General features: G+C 59.8%; 13 protein-coding genes. 11 read left to right on the top strand and 2 right to left on the bottom strand.

From position 1 onward, the window contains the following. Positions 1-19: 19 nt before the first annotated feature. The 7 genes from clpB (at position 20) to fbaA (ending at position 8,781) form a co-directional block, all read left to right on the top strand. A complete protein-coding gene (clpB, locus tag QP904_RS02685) occupies positions 20-2,575 on the top strand; it encodes an ATP-dependent chaperone ClpB (protein ID WP_200288591.1) in 2,556 nt (851 codons plus the stop codon). A 55-nt stretch (positions 2,576-2,630) separates the two neighbouring features. Beyond that, positions 2,631-3,488, top strand: coding sequence for a sulfurtransferase (locus tag QP904_RS02680; protein WP_023019996.1), 858 nt, complete (start codon positions 2,631-2,633; stop codon positions 3,486-3,488). An 88-nt stretch (positions 3,489-3,576) separates the two neighbouring features. Further along, complete coding sequence (locus QP904_RS02675; protein WP_284835486.1) at positions 3,577-5,040, top strand: TtfA family protein; 1,464 nt, start codon at positions 3,577-3,579, stop codon at positions 5,038-5,040. Between the two features lie 69 nt (positions 5,041-5,109). Next, positions 5,110-5,700, top strand: a complete 591-nt coding sequence (gene pyrE / locus QP904_RS02670) for an orotate phosphoribosyltransferase (RefSeq protein ID WP_284835485.1) — start codon at positions 5,110-5,112, stop codon at positions 5,698-5,700. Next, positions 5,693-6,358, top strand: a complete 666-nt coding sequence (locus QP904_RS02665; protein ID WP_284835484.1) for a TrmH family RNA methyltransferase — start codon at positions 5,693-5,695, stop codon at positions 6,356-6,358. The genes pyrE and QP904_RS02665 overlap by 8 nt, the downstream gene beginning before the upstream one ends. A gap of 54 nt (positions 6,359-6,412) precedes the next feature. After that, the gene (locus QP904_RS02660) at positions 6,413-7,603 is read left to right on the top strand and encodes a glycoside hydrolase family 76 protein (protein ID WP_023027775.1); all 1,191 of its coding nucleotides are present in this window, start codon (positions 6,413-6,415) and stop codon (positions 7,601-7,603) included. 143 nt (positions 7,604-7,746) lie between these two features. Next, positions 7,747-8,781 (top strand): class II fructose-bisphosphate aldolase, encoded by a 1,035-nt coding sequence (gene fbaA / locus QP904_RS02655; RefSeq protein WP_284835483.1) that lies wholly within the window; start codon positions 7,747-7,749, stop codon positions 8,779-8,781. Positions 8,782-8,941: 160 nt separating this feature from the next. Here fbaA and QP904_RS02650 read toward each other — a convergent pair whose 3' ends face one another. After that, positions 8,942-9,973 carry an HNH endonuclease signature motif containing protein gene (locus tag QP904_RS02650; RefSeq protein WP_284835482.1) on the bottom strand — a complete coding sequence of 344 codons (1,032 nt, stop codon included), beginning with the start codon at positions 9,971-9,973 and terminating at the stop codon, positions 8,942-8,944. A 165-nt stretch (positions 9,974-10,138) separates the two neighbouring features. Between QP904_RS02650 and QP904_RS02645 the strand changes: the two genes are divergently transcribed. Continuing rightward, entirely contained in the window at positions 10,139-11,338 is a 1,200-nt protein-coding gene (locus tag QP904_RS02645; RefSeq protein WP_284835481.1) for an FUSC family protein, read from the top strand. Positions 11,339-11,354: 16 nt separating this feature from the next. On the opposite strand, the gene QP904_RS02640 is transcribed toward QP904_RS02645, so the two are convergent. Further along, positions 11,355-12,182 (bottom strand): hypothetical protein, encoded by an 828-nt coding sequence (locus tag QP904_RS02640; RefSeq protein ID WP_284835480.1) that lies wholly within the window; start codon positions 12,180-12,182, stop codon positions 11,355-11,357. 87 nt (positions 12,183-12,269) lie between these two features. On the opposite strand from QP904_RS02640, the gene QP904_RS02635 reads away from it, so the two are divergent. From QP904_RS02635 to QP904_RS02625, 3 genes are all read left to right on the top strand, one after another. Next, entirely contained in the window at positions 12,270-13,562 is a 1,293-nt protein-coding gene (locus tag QP904_RS02635; protein WP_239208116.1) for an adenylosuccinate synthase, read from the top strand. Positions 13,563-14,639: 1,077 nt separating this feature from the next. Further along, on the top strand, positions 14,640-14,963 hold the full coding sequence (locus QP904_RS02630) for a malonyl-CoA-ACP transacylase (RefSeq protein WP_239208115.1): 324 nt from the start codon (positions 14,640-14,642) through the stop codon (positions 14,961-14,963). Between the two features lie 733 nt (positions 14,964-15,696). Next, a partial coding sequence (locus QP904_RS02625) for a VaFE repeat-containing surface-anchored protein (RefSeq protein WP_284835479.1) occupies positions 15,697-17,960 on the top strand: 2,264 nt, incomplete at its 3' end.

The following is a 17,960-nucleotide window of genomic DNA, read 5'->3' as shown; positions in this document are numbered from 1 at the left end:
TAGAAGGAGCAACGCACACATGAACTCATTTAACCCCACCACTAAAACACAAGAGGCCTTGCAGGACGCCCTGCAAACCGCCTCTTCTAATGGAAACCCGGATATCCGCCCGGCTCACCTGCTGGCGGCAATTCTCAGCCAGGACGGCGGAATCGCCGCTCCGGTTCTTAAGGCCACCGGCGTAGATCCGGATACTGTGCTCAAGGAAGCCCGCGAGCTTGTTGATTCTTATCCCAAGGCCGAGGGCGCCAATATGGCCAACCCGCAATTTAACCGCGACGGCCTCAACGTCCTAACGCAGTCGCAGGAACTGGCCGGTGAGCTTGGTGATGAATTCGTTTCCACCGAGGTTCTGCTGGCTGCCATCGCCGCCTCCAAGACCGATGCCGCCGAGCTGCTTACCGGCCGCGGTGCTACTTATGACGCCATCAAGGGCGCTTTCCCTTCCGTGCGCGGTGCTGCCAAGGTAACCTCCGAGAATCCGGAGGACCAATTCCAGGCCTTGGAAAAGTACGCCACTGACCTCACTGCTCGCGCCCGCGAAGGCAAGATCGACCCGGTCATCGGCCGTGATCAGGAAATTCGCCGCGTGGTCCAGGTGCTCAGCCGGCGCACGAAGAATAACCCGGTACTCATTGGCGAGCCCGGCGTGGGCAAGACCGCCATCGTGGAAGGCTTGGCCCGCCGCATCGTGGCTGGCGATGTCCCCGAGTCTCTCAAGGGTAAGACCCTCATCAGCCTGGACTTGGGTTCCATGGTCGCTGGCGCTAAGTACCGCGGTGAATTCGAGGAGCGCTTAAAGGCCGTGCTCGATGAGATTAAGTCCTCTGAGGGCGAGATCATCACCTTCATCGACGAGCTGCACACCATCGTCGGCGCCGGTGCTACCGGTGACGGCTCTATGGACGCCGGCAATATGATCAAACCCATGCTGGCCCGTGGCGAGCTGCGCCTCGTAGGCGCCACTACCTTGGACGAGTACCGCAAGTACATCGAAAAGGACGCCGCTCTGGAGCGCCGCTTCCAGCAGGTCTATGCTGCCGAGCCCTCCGTGGAGGACACCATCGGTATTCTGCGTGGCCTGAAGGAGCGCTACGAGGTGCATCACGGCGTGCGCATTATGGACTCCGCGTTGGTTTCGGCTGCCGAGCTGTCCAATCGCTACATCACCAACCGCTTCCTGCCGGATAAGGCCATTGACCTTGTCGACGAAGCAGGTTCCCGCCTGCGCATGGAGATCGATTCCTCCCCGCAGGAAATCGACGAGCTCGAGCGCATCGTCCGCCGCATGGAGATTGAAGAGCTCGCGCTGAAGAAGGAATCGGACGCTGCTTCTCAAGACCGCCTGGCCACCCTGCAAGGTGAGCTTGCGGACCAGCGCGAGAAGCTCGGCGAGCTCAAGGCCCGCTGGGCTAATGAGAAGAAGGCCATCGATGATGTGCAAAACATCAAGGAAGAACTCGATGACCTGCGCCGACAAGCAGAAATCGCCGAGCGTGATGGCGACCTCGCACTCGCCTCTGAGATTAACTACGGCAAGATTCCGCCGCTGGAAAAGGATCTTGCGGCCGCCGAAGTTAAGGCCACCGAGCAGCGCAATACCATGCTCGATGAGGAAGTAAGCCCAGACACCATCGCTGAGGTCGTCTCCGCTTGGACCGGCATTCCGGCCGGCAAGATGCTGCAGGGCGAGACAGAAAAGCTGCTCAATATGGAATCCGTGCTGGGCAAGCGCGTGGTGGGCCAGAAGGAAGCCGTTACCGCGGTATCGGATGCTGTGCGCCGTTCCCGTGCGGGAGTGGCCGATCCGAACCGCCCCACCGGTTCTTTCCTCTTCCTCGGTCCTACCGGCGTGGGCAAGACCGAGCTTGCGAAGGCCCTGGCGGACTTCCTCTTCGACGATGAATCCGCGATGGTTCGCATCGATATGTCCGAGTACGGGGAGAAGCACTCCGTTTCCCGCCTCGTTGGTGCTCCTCCGGGATACGTCGGCCACGAGGCCGGCGGACAGCTCACCGAGGCCGTGCGCCGTCGCCCCTACACGCTCGTGCTTTTCGACGAGGTAGAAAAGGCCCACCCCGATGTCTTCGACGTCCTCCTACAGGTCTTGGATGAGGGACGGCTTACCGACGGCCAGGGACGCACCGTCGACTTCCGCAATACCGTCATCATCTTGACCTCCAACTTGGGCGCCGGCGGCACCCGGGAGGAAACCATGGATGCGGTGAAGAAGGCCTTCAAGCCTGAATTCATCAACCGTCTCGATGACGTGGTTATGTTTGAGCCCCTTTCTGAGGAGCTTCTACGCGGCATTGTCGACATCCAGCTGCGCGGCCTGTCCGAGCGTCTCGACGCCCGCCGCCTGACCTTGCAAGTCTCGGATTCTGCCAAGTCCTGGCTGGCCGAGCGCGGCTACGACCCAGCCTACGGTGCCCGTCCGCTGCGCCGTACCATCCAGCAGGCCATTGGTGACAAGCTCGCCAAGAAGCTGTTGGCCGGCGATATCGTCGATGGCGACACTGTCCACGTGGACGTCGCAGATGGCGGTGCCGAGCTAGACATCGCCGCCCGCTAGTCGGCCGCGTACCGCCCGCCGCGCCAAATCCTGCTCATGCCCCTAGACTCGGGGCATGAGCATTTTGGTCTCCCCACAAGAACTCCGCGAATCCATTTATCACGGCGAACGATTTACCCTCTTGGCCACCCACTGGCAGCCACAGCTGCGTCAGAGCTATAACCAGTTCACTTCCTTGCATATTCCTACGGCACTGTTTAGCGATACCGCTAATTCCTTCGCCGGTCTCCCCGGTTCACAGGTAGGCCGCAACCCGCTGCCGGATCCGGATAAGCTGCAGGAGCACTTCCGCCAGTGGGGAATCCGTGAGGACCGCCCCGTCGTGGTCTATGACGAGGGGCGCGGCCTATTCGCCGGCCGCGCGTGGTGGACCTTGCGCTGGGCCGGCTTGGACAACGTCCGCATCCTCGACGGCGGCTTGGCCAATTGGCGCCACCTGGGCTATACGACGCTGACCGGCCCCGGCAACTTCGCCGTGGGCGCCAGCGCCACGGTAAACCCCGGCCAGATGCCGGTGGCCACCATCGATGACGTGCGCAGTCACGATGGCCTGCTCATCGATACCCGCACCCGCAACCGCTTTGCCGGCCGCCGCGAAAACCTCGACCTTAAGGCCGGTCATATCCCCGGCGCCGTCAATGTGCCGGAGCGCCTCTTCCACAACGACGGCCTGCGCACCTGGAAGTCTGCGGGTGAAATCCGCGAAGTTCTTTTCGACGCCGGACTAACCCCCGACAATGTCCAAGGGGCCATCATCTACTCCGGCTCTGGCAACCACTCCGCCCTCGCCCTCGCCGCCATGCACGACGCCGGCTTCACCGGCCTGCGCCACTATGTCGGCGGCTGGTCGCAGTGGTCCGCTAACCCTAAGAACCCTGTCGAGCGCGGCGACCGCCTTACCGTCAACGGCTAATCGCCCACGCTCACCCCTCGCCCTCAGCCTCCCGCCTCCGCGCGCCGAGCGCTGAGGGCTTGTTTGTTCCTACTACTATCGTGGGGTGATGGCTTTTCTAATCCTTGCTTTGGCGCTACTTCTCGGCATTGTCGGCGGTGCCTTGCTGCTTTACGACGGCAAACAGCGCACCTCCGCCCCTACACTCTCCGCCGACACGGACCCGACGCCCGCTGACGCCACGCCTGCAGACACCGCGCCCGCGGACACCACTCCCGCAGACGCCGCGCCTGTTGACGCCGCTTCCCCCGAGCCTGAGTCCAGGACCGAGTCCACCGAGTCCGCCGAGCCTGCTTCTTCCGATACCGCTCCCGTTGACTCGACCTCTAGCGATGCCCCCGCTGTCGACCCAGCCCACCTAGCGTCTTCGCCAGCTGCCCCAGCTCCCGAGTCCCATGCCGAAGCCGCACCAGAGTCCGCACCGGAGTCTGAAACCCAGCAAGACCCTGAGCCAACCCCTGAGCGCGGACCAGACCAGGAGCCGAGCAACGAGCCGAAGCACGAGCGAAGCCACAATCCGAGCCAGGAGACCGCGAGCGAGAACCGCGCGCCCTCCAAGCCGCACACCCGCCATCGGCCGATTCTGCCGGGAACGTTGCGTCGCGAGCGCCGCAGTTGGGCAGAAGCAAAAGGCTTCGAATTTATGAAGTCCGATCCTTACCTCGTAGATGAATGGACGAGGGGAGTGGCCTCTACCGGTGCGGCGCCAAAAGACATTGTCGCGGGAAACGTGTATGGCCACGAGATGCTGTTGATGGATATTGATGGCGTCAACGTCATGGCGATGCGCACCGGAGCGGCCTCAGACATGGTGGTGGACTTCCGTCGCTTCGACCGCGAAGACACGAAGGCCTCCGAGGATCTGCATTTAGCCATGACTCTTGAGGGGTTTGATGTGTATTCCTCGGATAGTGCTGTTACCGAGCGCATGGTAGACGAGCGTGTTCACGTCGCCCTGCAGCAAATGCCCGAAGCGGTCACCGCACTGTGGATGGAAACTGAGTGGGTGCTAGCACAGACTACAAAGCAGGCGCGCTCCGCGGAATGGGAAGCGATGCTACCGCCGCTTGCGTTATTGGCAGACGCCGCCCGTGTCTTGCCACCGCGCTCCTCGGCCACCCACGTGGTGCGACTAGAGGAATTGGATCCAGCTCGCGAGATTCCCGCCCAGCCCATCGCGGAAGCTGTCGGCGGTGCGCCGGCTGCCGGTGCACCCGTGTTTGAGCGTCCCGTCATCCAGCGGCCGGAAGAGCCTTTGCACATGCCGTCCCGGGCGTACTCCGAAACTCGCGGCCCGGTCGAACACAGCGCGCTAGGCGGCGACGAAGTAGACGCTATTGCCGACGGCCGCGAGCGCCCCACCCCCGATTCTCATACCGCCCGCCTGCCGCGCCAGCAGTTCCGCGCTGCCTCCATCTTCGACGGCCCCTCCGACGATTCCACTAGTGGGCCCGCCCCCGGCGCGGCCGATTCCCGTGCAGCCGAGGAATCGGACCCGCGCCGGGAAGAGTAGCCTAGAGACCGATACTGGCGGCCTGCCACCATGCGCGAACCGCCGCGCACGAACCACGACAAGGAGCAGATGACTGTGGATTCTCACAACACCAATGCGCACACCGCGAATGCCCAGAACCTGGATGCCGAGAAGAAGGCCCGCCTTGCCGAGCTAGTCAAGGAACTGGCCGTAGTCCACGGCAAGGTGACCCTGTCCTCGGGCAAGGAAGCTAACTACTACGTGGATCTGCGCCGCGCTACCTTGCACCACGAGGCCTCCCGCCTCATCGGTGCGCTGCTTCGCGAGTTGACCGCCGATTGGGAGTTCGCGGCCGTCGGTGGCCTAACGCTCGGCGCTGACCCTGTTGCTACTTCCATCATGCATGCCGACGGCCGCGATATCGACGCCTTCGTCGTGCGCAAAGAAGCCAAGAAGCACGGCATGCAGCGCCGCATCGAGGGCACGGACGTGGAAGGAAAGAAGGTCCTTGTCGTAGAAGACACCACGACCACCGGTAACTCCCCGCTGACCGCCGTGGCTGCGCTGCGCGAGGCTGGCGCCGAGGTCGTTGGCGTGGCGACCGTCGTAGACCGCGAGACTGGTGCCGGCGACGTCATCGCCGCAGAAGGCCTTGAATACCGCTCCCTGCTGGGCCTGGGCGACCTTGACCTTGCCTAACGCAGATGAGGCCAAGGGCCCGACCGAATGGAACGAGGGCCGCCATGGCGTAGGCCCGTGGGAAGGTCCGCTGCCGCAAGGGCCAGAGGCTGAGAAATACGACCCAGAGCTGCTCGCTGAAGGCGACCGTCGCAACGTCGTCGATGCCTACCGCTACTGGAGCAGGGAAGCGATCAAAAAGGACATCGATAAGCGCCGGCATAGCCTACACATCGCTATCGAGAACTTTGAAAACGATGCCAATATTGGCACCGTCGTGCGTACCGCCAACGCCTTCGCCGTCGATACAGTGCACATCGTCGGCCGCCGGCGGTGGAATCGGCGTGGGGCAATGGTGACGGATAGGTACCAGCACTTGATGCACCATGAGAGCGTCGAGAAGCTTATTGCGTGGGCGGCCGAGGAGGGGCTGACCGTCGTCGCCATCGACAACACCCCCGGTTGCGTGCCCCTGGAAACGGCCGAGCTGCCCGAGCACAGCCTTCTACTTTTCGGCCAGGAAGGCCCCGGCGTGACACAAGCGGCCCAGGACGCCGCCGTGATGACCTGCTCCATCGCCCAGTTCGGCTCCACCCGTTCCATCAACGCAGGCGTCGCGGCCGGAATCGCCATGCACGCCTGGATTCGCCAGCACGCTGATCTGGCCGATTCTTGGTAGGAAGATCGTTACACTAGCTATATCCACCCGCGTAACTGGAGTGATAGAGGAATCGTGGAAGAAAAATGGGCCCACCGCGCCGAACTCGCAGAAGCCGCCATCAATGAGCGCCACGCGCACCCTGTGTGGGGCCTGCCGCGCACCAATCTTGCGGTGGTGAGCTGGCCGCCTACCACGAAAGAAAAACTCTTCATCCATTGGCACTATTGGTGGCAGGCCCATTATTTGGATTGCCTCGTTGATGCGGCGCTGCGCAATAACACCAAGGTGCGCCGACAGCGCATCTTCGACACCATGCGGGGGATTCGTATCCGCAACCTGACGCAGCTGACGAAGAATAAATATTACGATGACAAGGGGTGGCTCGCCTTGGCCTTCGGCCGCGTGGAGGAGCTAAAGAAGGCGAAGACGCCGAAGCGTTTGGCGGAGCTGCAGCGCAATATCCACGAAGGACTCGATGAATCGCTCGGCGTGTTGCCGTGGCGCCTCGGCGAGAATTTCATGAACGTGCCCTCCAATGGCCCGGGCGCCATCATGTTGGCGCGGATGGGGCGCATTGAGGAAGCGCGCCACATCATCGACTGGATCTACGATCACCTGCTTGATGACGACGGCTACATCATGGACGGCGTGCGCATGCGCATGGACGGCCCTGAGGTGGTAAAAAACATCCACCCCTACTGCCAAGGCGTGGTCCTAGGTGCGTGCTTGGAAATTGTGCTGGCGCTGCGAGAAAAGGCCGGTATCGGTGATTTGGAGCAAATCGACAGCGTACACGAGGCCGAGCTGGCGTCCGAGATGATGGACTACATTATCCGCATCCGCGGCCTGGTGCAGACCGTGGCTTCGGGCATGGCTACCCCCTCGGGCGTGGTGGACTGGGAGACCGGCGATGGTGACGGTGGCCTGTTTAAAGGCATTTTGATGCGCTATCTTGCCGACGTCGCCGTGCGCCTGCCCGGCGATTCTCCCGCCAACCGTGCCACGAAGAAGCTGGCCGCGCGCATGGTGATGGCCTCGGCCGAATCGGTGTGGGAGCACCGCTTAGAGGTTGATGGTCTGCCGATCTTCGGCTCTGATTGGTTGTCCGATGCGCGCCTGCCGCATAACTACGGCTTCGGCCGGCGCACCATGAGTGAGAAGGTAGGCATCATCCGCGTGGACGAGCGCGATTTATCCGTGCAACTTTCCGGATGGATGCTGATGGAGGCCTGCGCTCGCGTGACGCGGCATCTATCTAAATAGTCCGCAGGGGCGGGCCAGTTGTGCGGCGCGCATAGATGGGTTGAAAATGTCACAGAGTTTTTGCGGCAGAAATTCCGTGAAACGGGCATACTTGGGTGCTGGAACGTGTTTGACCACAAACCCACTTTTAAGGATGGAAATTCATGCCAATTGCAACCCCTGAGGTCTATAACGAGATGCTGGACACCGCGAAGAAGAATGGCTTTGCGTTCCCAGCTATCAACTGCACCTCTTCTGAGACCATTAACGCAGCTCTGAAGGGCTTTGCGGAGGCCGAGTCCGACGGCATCATCCAGTTCTCTACCGGCGGTGCAGCCTTCGGTTCCGGCCTGGCACTGAAGGACAAGGTCAAGGGTGCTCAGGCATTGGCCGCATTCGCTCATGAGGCCGCGAAGCACTACGGCGTCAATATCGCGCTGCACACCGACCACTGCCAGAAGGAGGTACTCGATGAGTACGTCCGCCCGTTGCTGGCTATCTCCCAGGAGCGCGTCGACCGCGGCGAGAACCCGCTGTTCCAGTCCCACATGTGGGACGGCTCCGCTATTCCAATCGACGAGAACCTGGTCATCGCACAGGAACTGCTGGAAAAGGCTAAGAACGCGCACGTCATCCTCGAGGCTGAGATCGGCGTCGTCGGCGGCGAAGAGGACGGCGTTCAGGCAAAGGCAGGCGCTAACCTGTACACCTCCCCAGAGGACTTTGAGAAGACCATCGATGCCCTAGGCACTGGCGAGAAGGGCCGCTACATGCTGGCCGCTACCTTCGGCAACGTTCATGGCGTCTACAAGCCAGGCAACGTGAAGCTGCGCCCAGAGGTCCTGCTTGAGGGCCAGAAGGTTGCACAGAAGAAGCTCGGCCTGGGTGAGGACGAGTACGCCTTCGACTTCGTCTTCCACGGTGGCTCCGGCTCCGAGAAGGAAAAGATCGAAGAGGCACTTAGCTACGGCGTCATCAAGATGAACGTGGATACCGACACCCAGTACGCCTTTACCAACCCGGTTGCTCGCCACATGATGGAAAACTACGACGGCGTCTTCAAGATTGACGGCGAGGTTGGCAACAAGAAGGTTTATGACCCACGCTCCTACCTGAAGAAGGCAGAGCAGGGCATGTCCGAGCGCGTCATCGAGTCTTGCCAGGACCTGCACTCTGTGGGCAAGTCCCTGTCCAAGTAACGTTTCCAAGCTGCGACAGCCTTTTAAGTAGGCACGCCGAACTGGCCGCTTCCCCACGTGGGAGGCGGCTTTTTCATGTCTTCGGCCAGGGTCGGAATTTCGCGGGCGCCGTTGGCGGGAGCCGCTGGCGGGCGGCGCTGGCGGGTGGTGGGGCCGGGGGCTAAGGGCTGGGGACGAAGCGTGGGGTATTGCTCCACGGCGGCACCCAGGCGATGCGGCCATTGACGCGCACCATGCGGCCGCGTTCTGTAGGCCGGGAGGGGTCATCTTGGTTGGCGGCGTTGTGGTGCGCGCACAAGGTAACCAGATTTTCTTGGTTTGTGGGTCCGCCGGTGGACCAGGCGGTGAGGTGGTGGACTTGGGCGTCGTCGGCAGGCATAGTGCAGCCCGGCCACGCGCACACGGGGTGCTCGGCCGCGGCGAGCATGCGTTGTTTCCACGTGGCCATGCGTTCGGTGCGATACAGGTTTACCGGGCCGTGCTCGGGGTGAACGAGGCTGACGTAGCCGCGCTGGGCGAGAGCGCGGGCAACCAGCTGTGCGCCGGTCATGCGGGCGCCGTTGGTGAGCTGGAGGGTGATATCGGAGGCATTGGAAGGTGCGGCGACGATGCGGTCGAGCTGGTCTAGGGTGAGGATGACGTTGGTATGCACGGCCGGCAGCGCGCCGGGATTGCCCTCGAGGAGCACCTTCTTGGCGGCGGCGAGTGGGTCGTCCTTGTTGACGGAGGAGAGCACGCCCTTGATATCGGCGATATCGGTGGGATCGGCCGTAATAGAGATGGTGTGTGGGCCGTCGGGGCGGCGGGTATAGCGCACACCGGGCTCGGGGCGGCGAGGTGGATTGAGCTGCTTGATCAGCTTCTTGGCCACGGAGGGAATCAGGCGGGCCTCGGTGCGGCAGAGCGTTAGGCGCAGGTCCCAAGCGCGGTTGAGATCGCGTACGCGGCGGGTATAAGACTCGATGCTATCGAGCGTGGTGAGGTCATGGCCGCGGCTGCGGGCGGCCTCGCGGGCGTGGCGTTGCTTGCGGGTATTCGACGTGCGGCCGAAGTAGACGTGCTGCAGGCGGGCGAGTTGGGCAGCCAGAAGGGGACTGGCTCCGGCTTCGAGAAGCGAGTCTTCGGAGCAGCCCTTAAATTCGGCGATGAGGTCGACGCCGCGGCGGCATAGCAGAAGAAAATCGGTGTTCACACGGCCGAAGTTAAAGGGCACGCGAGGGCTGAACAAGCGGTGCGCGGCCGGGGAGGGGGAAATTGTGGATGGGTGGGGGAGAAGGGGGCGTCGGCAAGAGCTGTCCACAGGTTAGCCGGCGGCCGAGATGCGCGGGGACGGCGGCGATGGTAGGGGCGGTCTTCTATGCTGGAAGTCATGTCGGAAGCGAAGGAAAGAGTCTCAACGCGGCAAAAGCTGCGGGTGATTGACCGCTCGGTGCTCTCGCGGGTAAACCGCATCCGTTCGCGGTTTGTTTATATTGTGCAGGCGACCATTGGTGCGGCGCTCGCGTACTGGGTGGCCGGCGATGTGGTGGGGCACCCGCAGCCGTTCTTTGCGCCGATTTCCGCGGTCATCATTTTAGGGATGTCCGGTGGGGACAGGATGAAGAAGGCGCTGGAGATGTCGATTGGCGGCATCATCGGCGTGGCCGTAGGCGACTTGCTCTTTCAGATTGTGGGGCAGGGGCCGTTCCAGATTTTCTTCATCGTGGGCGCGGGCCTGGTGGTGGGCTCGTTTTTGACCAAGTCGCCGCTGATTACTAACCAGATTGTCTTTGGCGCGATTTTGATTGCGACGATTTTTCCACCCACGGAGGGCCCGGGTGGCCTGCACCGCGCGATCGACGCGATGATTGGCTCAGGCATTGGCCTGATAACCATCGCGTTGATTCCCAATTCCCCGTTGGTGGAGGCGCGGCGCGAGGTATCGAAGGTGCTCAAGATTGCCTCGAGCATTCTTGCCGACGTCACGTACGGCATCCGCCAGCAAGACCCCGCCGTTATCCGAGATGCGCGCGAGGCGGTGCGCGGTACGCAAGACAGCGTGAATACCCTGCTGAGTGCGGCGCAATCGGGCAGGGAGGCCTCGGAGGTCTCGCCACTGTTGTGGGCATCGCGGCGCAGCATTCGCTCGCTGGAGCGCATCCTCATGCCGGTAGATAACGCGGTGCGCGGCGTGCGCGTGCTCTCCCGCCAGGCATTGGGCCTGACGGAGGACCGCGACAAGGTTTCAGACGCGCAGGTGGAATTGCTCGATGAGCTTTCTGAAATCATGCTCGCCATCAGCGAGCTCTACGGCCAGGGCAAACAGCATGGGCACGACGAAGCGATTGAGATTCCGGACCTCGTGCAGCGGCTGCGCATCGTAGGCGGGCGCGCCGGGCTAGACATCATCGACAAGGACGGCACGTTATCGGCCTATATGATTTTGGGCCAGACGCGTTCCATTGTGGTCGACATGCTCATGGTCTGCGGGCTCTCGCGTGAGTCGGCCGTGGCGCACCTCGTGCCGACGTCGCAGCATCCGGCCTATCCGCCCGAGGTGTGGGGGCGCGAAGACTGAAGTCGTCGCCTGGGGGCTAAGGGCGGACGATCTGGAGATCGCGCAGGTGGCGGTAGAAGGTCACGCGGGTCACCGGCCGCTTGTGGGGGACCGAATCGACGATGACGCGCAGCTGTGGGCCGCCGGCCTGGACGGCGCGGCCGGTGCGTACGGATTCAGGGGCGAGCTGGCCGGGCTTGCGCAGCAGCGAGCGGAGGCGGCCCTGGGACTCGACGGGGGAAGTAGCTCGGGCGGCGAGGATGCCGGGGGCGTCGGTCATCGGGACCAGGCGTGCGCCGAAGGTCTTGGGGGAGGAAGCGGCCAAGGTGTGGTCATCGATGATGATTTCGCCGGTGAAAGCGCCGTTTGCGGCATCCGAGATGGTGGCAGAGCCAGCGACTGCGAGGCCGGAATCATTGCGGATGAGAGGGGCTGGGCGGACCGGGGCGGTGCGGGCGAAGTCGAGGGCTTCGGCCGGGTCCGTGGGAAGCCCCCAGTTCTGTGCGGCGGCGGAAGGAGCGGCGGCCGAGGCGACGGGGATGAAGGCGACTTCGGCCCAGAGGCGATCGGAGCGCATGAGGCGGGTGAGCACGGCCGAGAGTGCAGCATCGGAGCCGGCGACGACGATGCGGGCGGGCTCTGTGAGGTGGGGCGCCTGCGGGGCTGGCGCCGGCGCGCCGAGGTGGCGGACGTCGGGCTGAGCGGCGATGTCGTCCAATGAGGGGGTGGGGTCGGTGGGAAGGAGGGGGGATAGGAAGGCGTCGATAAGCGCGAGCTCTTTGCGGGTAGGAATGGCCGAGAGATCATGGGCCTCAGCGGGCATGGGGATGTCCGGGGCGCCGCAGCGGAGGAACAAAAAACGCATGCGCACCATGCTACGCGCGCTTTTTTGGCCGGGAAAGTGTAAAGTTGGAGAGTATTTTGGCTTCAATAATGAGGAAGTGACTAAACAATGGCAGCGATCGTCATTGTCGGCGCCCAATGGGGCGACGAAGGCAAGGGCAAAGCGACCGACATCCTCGGCGGCAAGGTTGACTACGTGGTCAAGCCGAACGGCGGTAATAACGCCGGCCACACCGTCGTGGTAGGCGGCGATAAATATGAGCTGAAGCTCCTGCCGGCCGGCATCTTGTCTGAGAACGCTACCCCAGTGCTGGGCAATGGCGTGGTAATTAACCTCGAGGCGCTCTTTGATGAAATTGATGGCCTCGAAGCCCGCGGTGCGAATGCCTCGCGCCTGAAGATTTCCGCCAATGCGCACCTAGTAGCCCCTTACCATCAGACGCTCGACCGCGTGCAGGAGCGTTTCCTGGGCAAGCGCGCGATTGGTACCACCGGCCGCGGCATTGGTCCGACCTATGCCGATAAGGTCGCGCGCATTGGCATTCGCGTCCAGGACATCTTTGATGAGTCCATCCTGCGCCAGAAGGTCGAGTCTGCGCTGGACATTAAAAACCAGATGCTGGTGAAGATGTACAACCGCAAGGCCATCGAGGCAGACCAGATTGTGGACTACTTCTTGAGCTACCGCGATCGCCTACGCCCGATGGTTATCGATGCTGAGCTCGAGCTCAACAAAGCCCTCGAGTCCGGTAAGCACGTACTCATGGAAGGCGGCCAGGCCACCATGCTGGATGTGGACCATGGCACTTACCCGTTCGTGACCTCGTCTAACCCGACCGCCGGTGGTGCTTCCGTGGGTTCGGGCATTGGCCCAACCCGCATTAAGACCTCCCTGGGTATCATCAAGGCATACACCACCCGCGTGGGCGCTGGCCCGTTCCCGACTGAGCTCTTTGATAAGTGGGGCGAGTACCTGCAGACCACCGGCGGCGAGATTGGCGTCAACACCGGCCGCAAGCGCCGTTGTGGTTGGTACGACTCCGTCATTGCGCGCTACGCCACCCGCGTGAACGGCTTTACGGATTACTTCCTGACCAAGCTGGACGTTCTCACCGGTATTGGCGAGATTCCTATCTGCGTGGCCTACGACGTCGACGGCAAGCGCTACGACGAGCTGCCGCTTACCCAGTCCGAGTTCCACCACGCCGAGCCCATTTTTGAGACCATGCCCGCCTGGGACGAGGACATCACGGAATGCTCCACCTTTGAGGAGCTGCCGCAGAAGGCCCAAGACTACGTCCTGCGCCTAGAGGAGCTGTCCGGCTGCCGCGTTTCCTACATCGGCGTCGGCCCCGGCCGCGACCAGACCATTGTGCGCCACGATGTGATGGAAGATCAGTAAGGCAATTTCCCTTTCAACCGACGAATGAGCCCCGCCGCGCAGTGCTTCCACTGCGGCGCGGGGCTCTTGGCATTTCTACGTAAGCTCAGTGCGTAGCTACAGGAGGGGAGGAGTGACACCTCTACTAACGCGCTCGATAAGACTTCTTTCCCAAGCGACAGTAGTAGATAACACCATCAATTTACTTTAAAAAGGTTATTGAAAATACCAAAGAAATCACGATACCTTCAGTCCTCCTAAGCATCGGCATATTCGACACAGTGACCAATTAAGGTGAAGGTATCACTTCTAAGACCGCCGCCATTGTAGGGGTGGTAACTGATCTACCTTCGCTTGCAGTGAACGATTGGAGTGCGACGGGCCCTCTTTGTTGAGGGGGCTAGGGTAGGAATGAAGGTGTCACAACGGTTGTTGTCCAAGCCGCATCGATTAAGCTGGGTGCTTCCTTCTGCCAAGCCTACCCAGTGGATTCTCGGACATCGAGCGATGCCACTGTATTTCGGACGCAATCGGCGGGGGTCTTGCTGCTGTTCCTGGGCTACGTTCAGCTTTATAGATTGACCGTGAATATCTCGGGCTTCCCCACGGGTAGAGCAGGTTCCTGCACTGATTAGTGGCATCGTCTGCCAGTGTATTACCCAGATTTTGCCATTCACGAACCGGCTGGGTATCTGCAGCAGGTCGCCGGCCTGCTAGGCTAACCAGTTTGATGTGATGCTGAAGCGCTCCTTTATGAATCGCGTGGGATTCCACTGTTTGGGTTCTGCCCCAGTAGTACACATTTGTTCATAAAGTGCGGATTCCTACAACCATCAGGCAGACAACCCAGGTCTTCCTATTGCCTGGGCAATTCCCAGTTCCCCTAGCGTTAGCAAGCCCCACCCCAGGGGGCGAAGCACAGGTGCTGAGATATATTGGTGCATTTTAGCTGCCCTCACGGCCATAACGCGCGGAATTAAGTCTTTCTCTGTTGTACATACCTAAACGCTAAGTTAAAATTAAGCAGGCTTTAAGTACAGAGAATTTTCAGCTTTCGCGGGCCCTATTTCCGCGCACTATACACAGGGAGTTACTTTAATGATTATCAAGCTTTTGAGTGGCCTACTCGCCACGATTATGGGCTTCTTTGGTTTGGGTGCCCCGGCGCAGGAGGCTGCACCGGTACCTGAGCAGGAGCAGGTTGCTGTTGCTGAACAGGGCAACACCGACGACGTGCAGGCTCTTATCGACGCCGCGCATGCCGAAGCCGGCTATGACTTCATCAGCGTCCGCTATGAGGGCGACACCGCCAATATTGCCCTGAATCCGGAGACCTACAACCCAGACAAAGACGACGTTACTTTCGAGGCAGTCTCCCAGCTCCTGCGGGAGAAGGGTTACCAGGTCACTGCCGTTCTTTAAGGCTTAGTTCATTCCAGGATCCGCACTGCGGCCTCGGTAAAGCATACGCTTGCCGACGCCCGTGCGGATTTTTCTTTGCCCAATTCTCCCTCACTCTTGTGCGAGACCCCAAGTGTGATTGTGGCGACCCTAGGAAGAGTTTTTGCTCACACATCTCTTCTTGAAGGTGAATGGCAATAAGGTTAAGGCTTACTACACGTCTGGTATATCGAACGTGTGCACGCCCATTTCGAATGCTCTCCAGCCACTCCTGTAACACCAACTTTCTACGGATAATTCTGGAGTAATGCGAAGAAAGTCCGTGCGAATCTCTCTCTTGAATTTGCACGAAGTTAGATAAAACGCAGCGTATGGAAGTGTTTACATGGGTCTAATTAAGTCCAATATTAGTATTGGTTAAGCTAGCGGCTTAACTCTTTAGCCTTAGAAAGTGCTTAGCGAGCGTCGAACATATGTATTTAATACTAGGTTGTCCGTAAAAATGAAAGCATCTACCTACGGGTATGAGATTAGAAATCCTGCATAACGTGCAGGTTTCTAATATTTTCTGGCTGGCGCCTTAAATTTTCCCGTGATATTATCCTGAGAGCACAATAAGAGTTAATCCAGATTCGGGTTCAAAACCCTGATTAACCGCAGTGTGTTCAAGTCTCAATTTCAGGTTCTGCTCAGCGAAGACACTCGCTGTACAGGAAAACGAATGTAAGTATTTGTACCGCTCGAAGAGGAAAGAATGAGTAAATTAAGAAACATATCCCGAGAGGGGTGGATGGTCTTTACCGCAGTGCTCGCTGCAATTGCGGTAGTTGCGGCCATGGTCACCGTTCCGGGGGCGAAAGCGGAGGATTCTAACAATAGAATTCCGATGCCGACTGCCAACGATAACTTTGCGGATCCCTATTACAAGGGTGGAGTGGGCTCAGAGCCCGAATGGGGAAATGTGGTATGGGCAGGCAAGCCGGTTACTAAAGCGGAAGCCGAAAAGGCCTACCGTGAGGGGAAGAAAGTTAACCCTTCCGCCCAAGGCAACGCCAACAACGACGTAGGTTGGGCACTGTGTATTGATCCTGGCGTCAATGCACCAATGAACAACCGATACTCTTACACACTTGACAATGCTGCCAAGCTTGATGTCGAAGACCGTTATCGTGATGCCGCAATCTCTTTGGCCATCAAATTGAAGCAAGCTTATGAAGCTAACGACAAAGAGGCCTCCAATAATTACTGGGTCTACTTGGCGGTATTGGTAGGCCATATGTCGGCTGCGCAGGAAGCTGCCCACGCGGTATTGGGTCACGATTTAGGTGACTTAGTCGGGCCGACTTACCAGAACTTCCACGGCTCCGCTGATGAATTTACTAAGCTCACAGGTTTCGAAATTGTGAATGCTGAAGGCAAGAATGGCCCAGAGCTACGGGAGGTTCCCGACGCTGCTGCTAAAATTGAAAAGCAGCCAGAGGAGTATTACATCACGATTGTCGGCCCTAATGGCAATCCCAATGGTCTGCCAAGAGGCCAGCGTGTTATGCCAATCGATCAGCCAGGACTGCCGGACAATGGTGGAGGCTCTGAGGAGTCGACCACTTCTCCTGAGAATCCGGGTGGCGAGACCTCTCCAAGCGAGACGACCGAGAATCCTGAGCCGTCTGGTTCTGAAACAACCACTCCGAAGGACACTACCTCCGAGACGACCCCGGATAAGACGACTGATGTAGTACCCAATCCAGAACCGACTCCTACTACTAGCGAGCAACAGAAGGATCTTGAGCCCAAGATTGAAACGGAAGCTTCGATCAAAGATGGCAACCGTGTAGAAAAGGGCGCCACGGTTATTGACACTGTGACGTATAAGGACCTTGTTCCAGGCAAGAAGTACACCCTGAAGGCAAAGCTGATCTCCAAGGCAGACGGCAAGACCGAACTGGGTGAAGGCTCTGCGGAACTGACTCCGAAAGAGTCCGCCGGCGAACAGGAAGTTGAAATCACCGTCAACGACAAGGCAGATCCTGCTGTTGACGCAGCGGTTGCCTTCGAGAAGCTCGTATCTACCGAGGTAGATAAGGACGGTAAGGACACCTCTAACTCCACTGATGAGAACACGATCGCTACTCACGAAGACATCAACGATGAGAAGCAGACCGTCAACACCAAGTGGAACCCGTCCATTCAGACCAACGCTGACTTTGACAACGCTAAGCAGGTAAAGGCCGGCGTCACTGTCAAGGACACCGTTAAGTACACCGACCTGGTTCCGGGTAAGGAATACACCCTGAAGGCTGAGCTGCGTAACAAGGCTGTCGATGAGAACAATGAGCACGCGGTCGTCGGCAAGGGCGATGTAACCTTTACTCCGGAGAAGTCTGCCGGCGAGCAGGTTGTTGACATCAAGGTCAACGACGATGTTAAGGGAGTCATTAAGGCTGCCGTTGCATTCGAGGACCTGTACTCCAAGGAGGTCGATGAGAACGGTAAGGAAACTCCGAACTCTGATGAAGAGAAGAAGATTACCGAACACCGCGACATCAATGATGAAGACCAGACCGTAACCTCCAAGATGGAGCCATCCATCGGCACCAAGGCTGAGAAGGCTAAGGGCGATGAGATCAAGGCTGGCACTGTCATTACCGATACTGTCGAGTACAACGACTTAGTTCCTGGCAAGGAATACACTCTGAATGCAGAGCTGCGTTCCAAGGTCAAGGACGAGACCACTGGTGACTACCCGGTAATCGGCCACGGTGAGGAGACTTTCGTACCTTCCTCTTCCGAGGGCACCAAGGACGTCAAGATCACTGTTGATGAGGGTGTTACCGAGGCTGTTGATGAGGCAGTTGCTTTCGAGTACCTGACCTCCACTGCTGTTAACAAGGACGGCGAGGATTCCACCACTGGTGAGAAGAATGACATCGCCGACCACACTGACATCGACGACCAGGATCAGACCGTGAAGTCTGATAAGCCTTCTGAGACCACCACTCCGCAGACCACCACCTCTAC

This window comes from Corynebacterium nasorum (genome assembly GCF_030229765.1).
Lineage (GTDB): Bacteria > Actinomycetota > Actinomycetes > Mycobacteriales > Mycobacteriaceae > Corynebacterium > Corynebacterium kefirresidentii.
This window is presented reverse-complemented; position numbering and strand designations above follow the sequence as displayed.

Coding starts and splice junctions, on each gene's coding strand:
- QP904_RS02635 (WP_239208116.1), top strand. CDS start 12,270: ATGGCAGCGATCGTCATTGTCGGCGCCCAATGGGGCGACGAAGGCAAG.
- fbaA (WP_284835483.1), top strand. CDS start 7,747: ATGCCAATTGCAACCCCTGAGGTCTATAACGAGATGCTGGACACCGCG.
- QP904_RS02630 (WP_239208115.1), top strand. CDS start 14,640: ATGATTATCAAGCTTTTGAGTGGCCTACTCGCCACGATTATGGGCTTC.
- QP904_RS02675 (WP_284835486.1), top strand. CDS start 3,577: ATGGCTTTTCTAATCCTTGCTTTGGCGCTACTTCTCGGCATTGTCGGC.
- QP904_RS02645 (WP_284835481.1), top strand. CDS start 10,139: ATGCTGGAAGTCATGTCGGAAGCGAAGGAAAGAGTCTCAACGCGGCAA.
- clpB (WP_200288591.1), top strand. CDS start 20: ATGAACTCATTTAACCCCACCACTAAAACACAAGAGGCCTTGCAGGAC.
- QP904_RS02640 (WP_284835480.1), bottom strand. CDS start 12,182: ATGCGTTTTTTGTTCCTCCGCTGCGGCGCCCCGGACATCCCCATGCCC.
- pyrE (WP_284835485.1), top strand. CDS start 5,110: ATGACTGTGGATTCTCACAACACCAATGCGCACACCGCGAATGCCCAG.
- QP904_RS02680 (WP_023019996.1), top strand. CDS start 2,631: ATGAGCATTTTGGTCTCCCCACAAGAACTCCGCGAATCCATTTATCAC.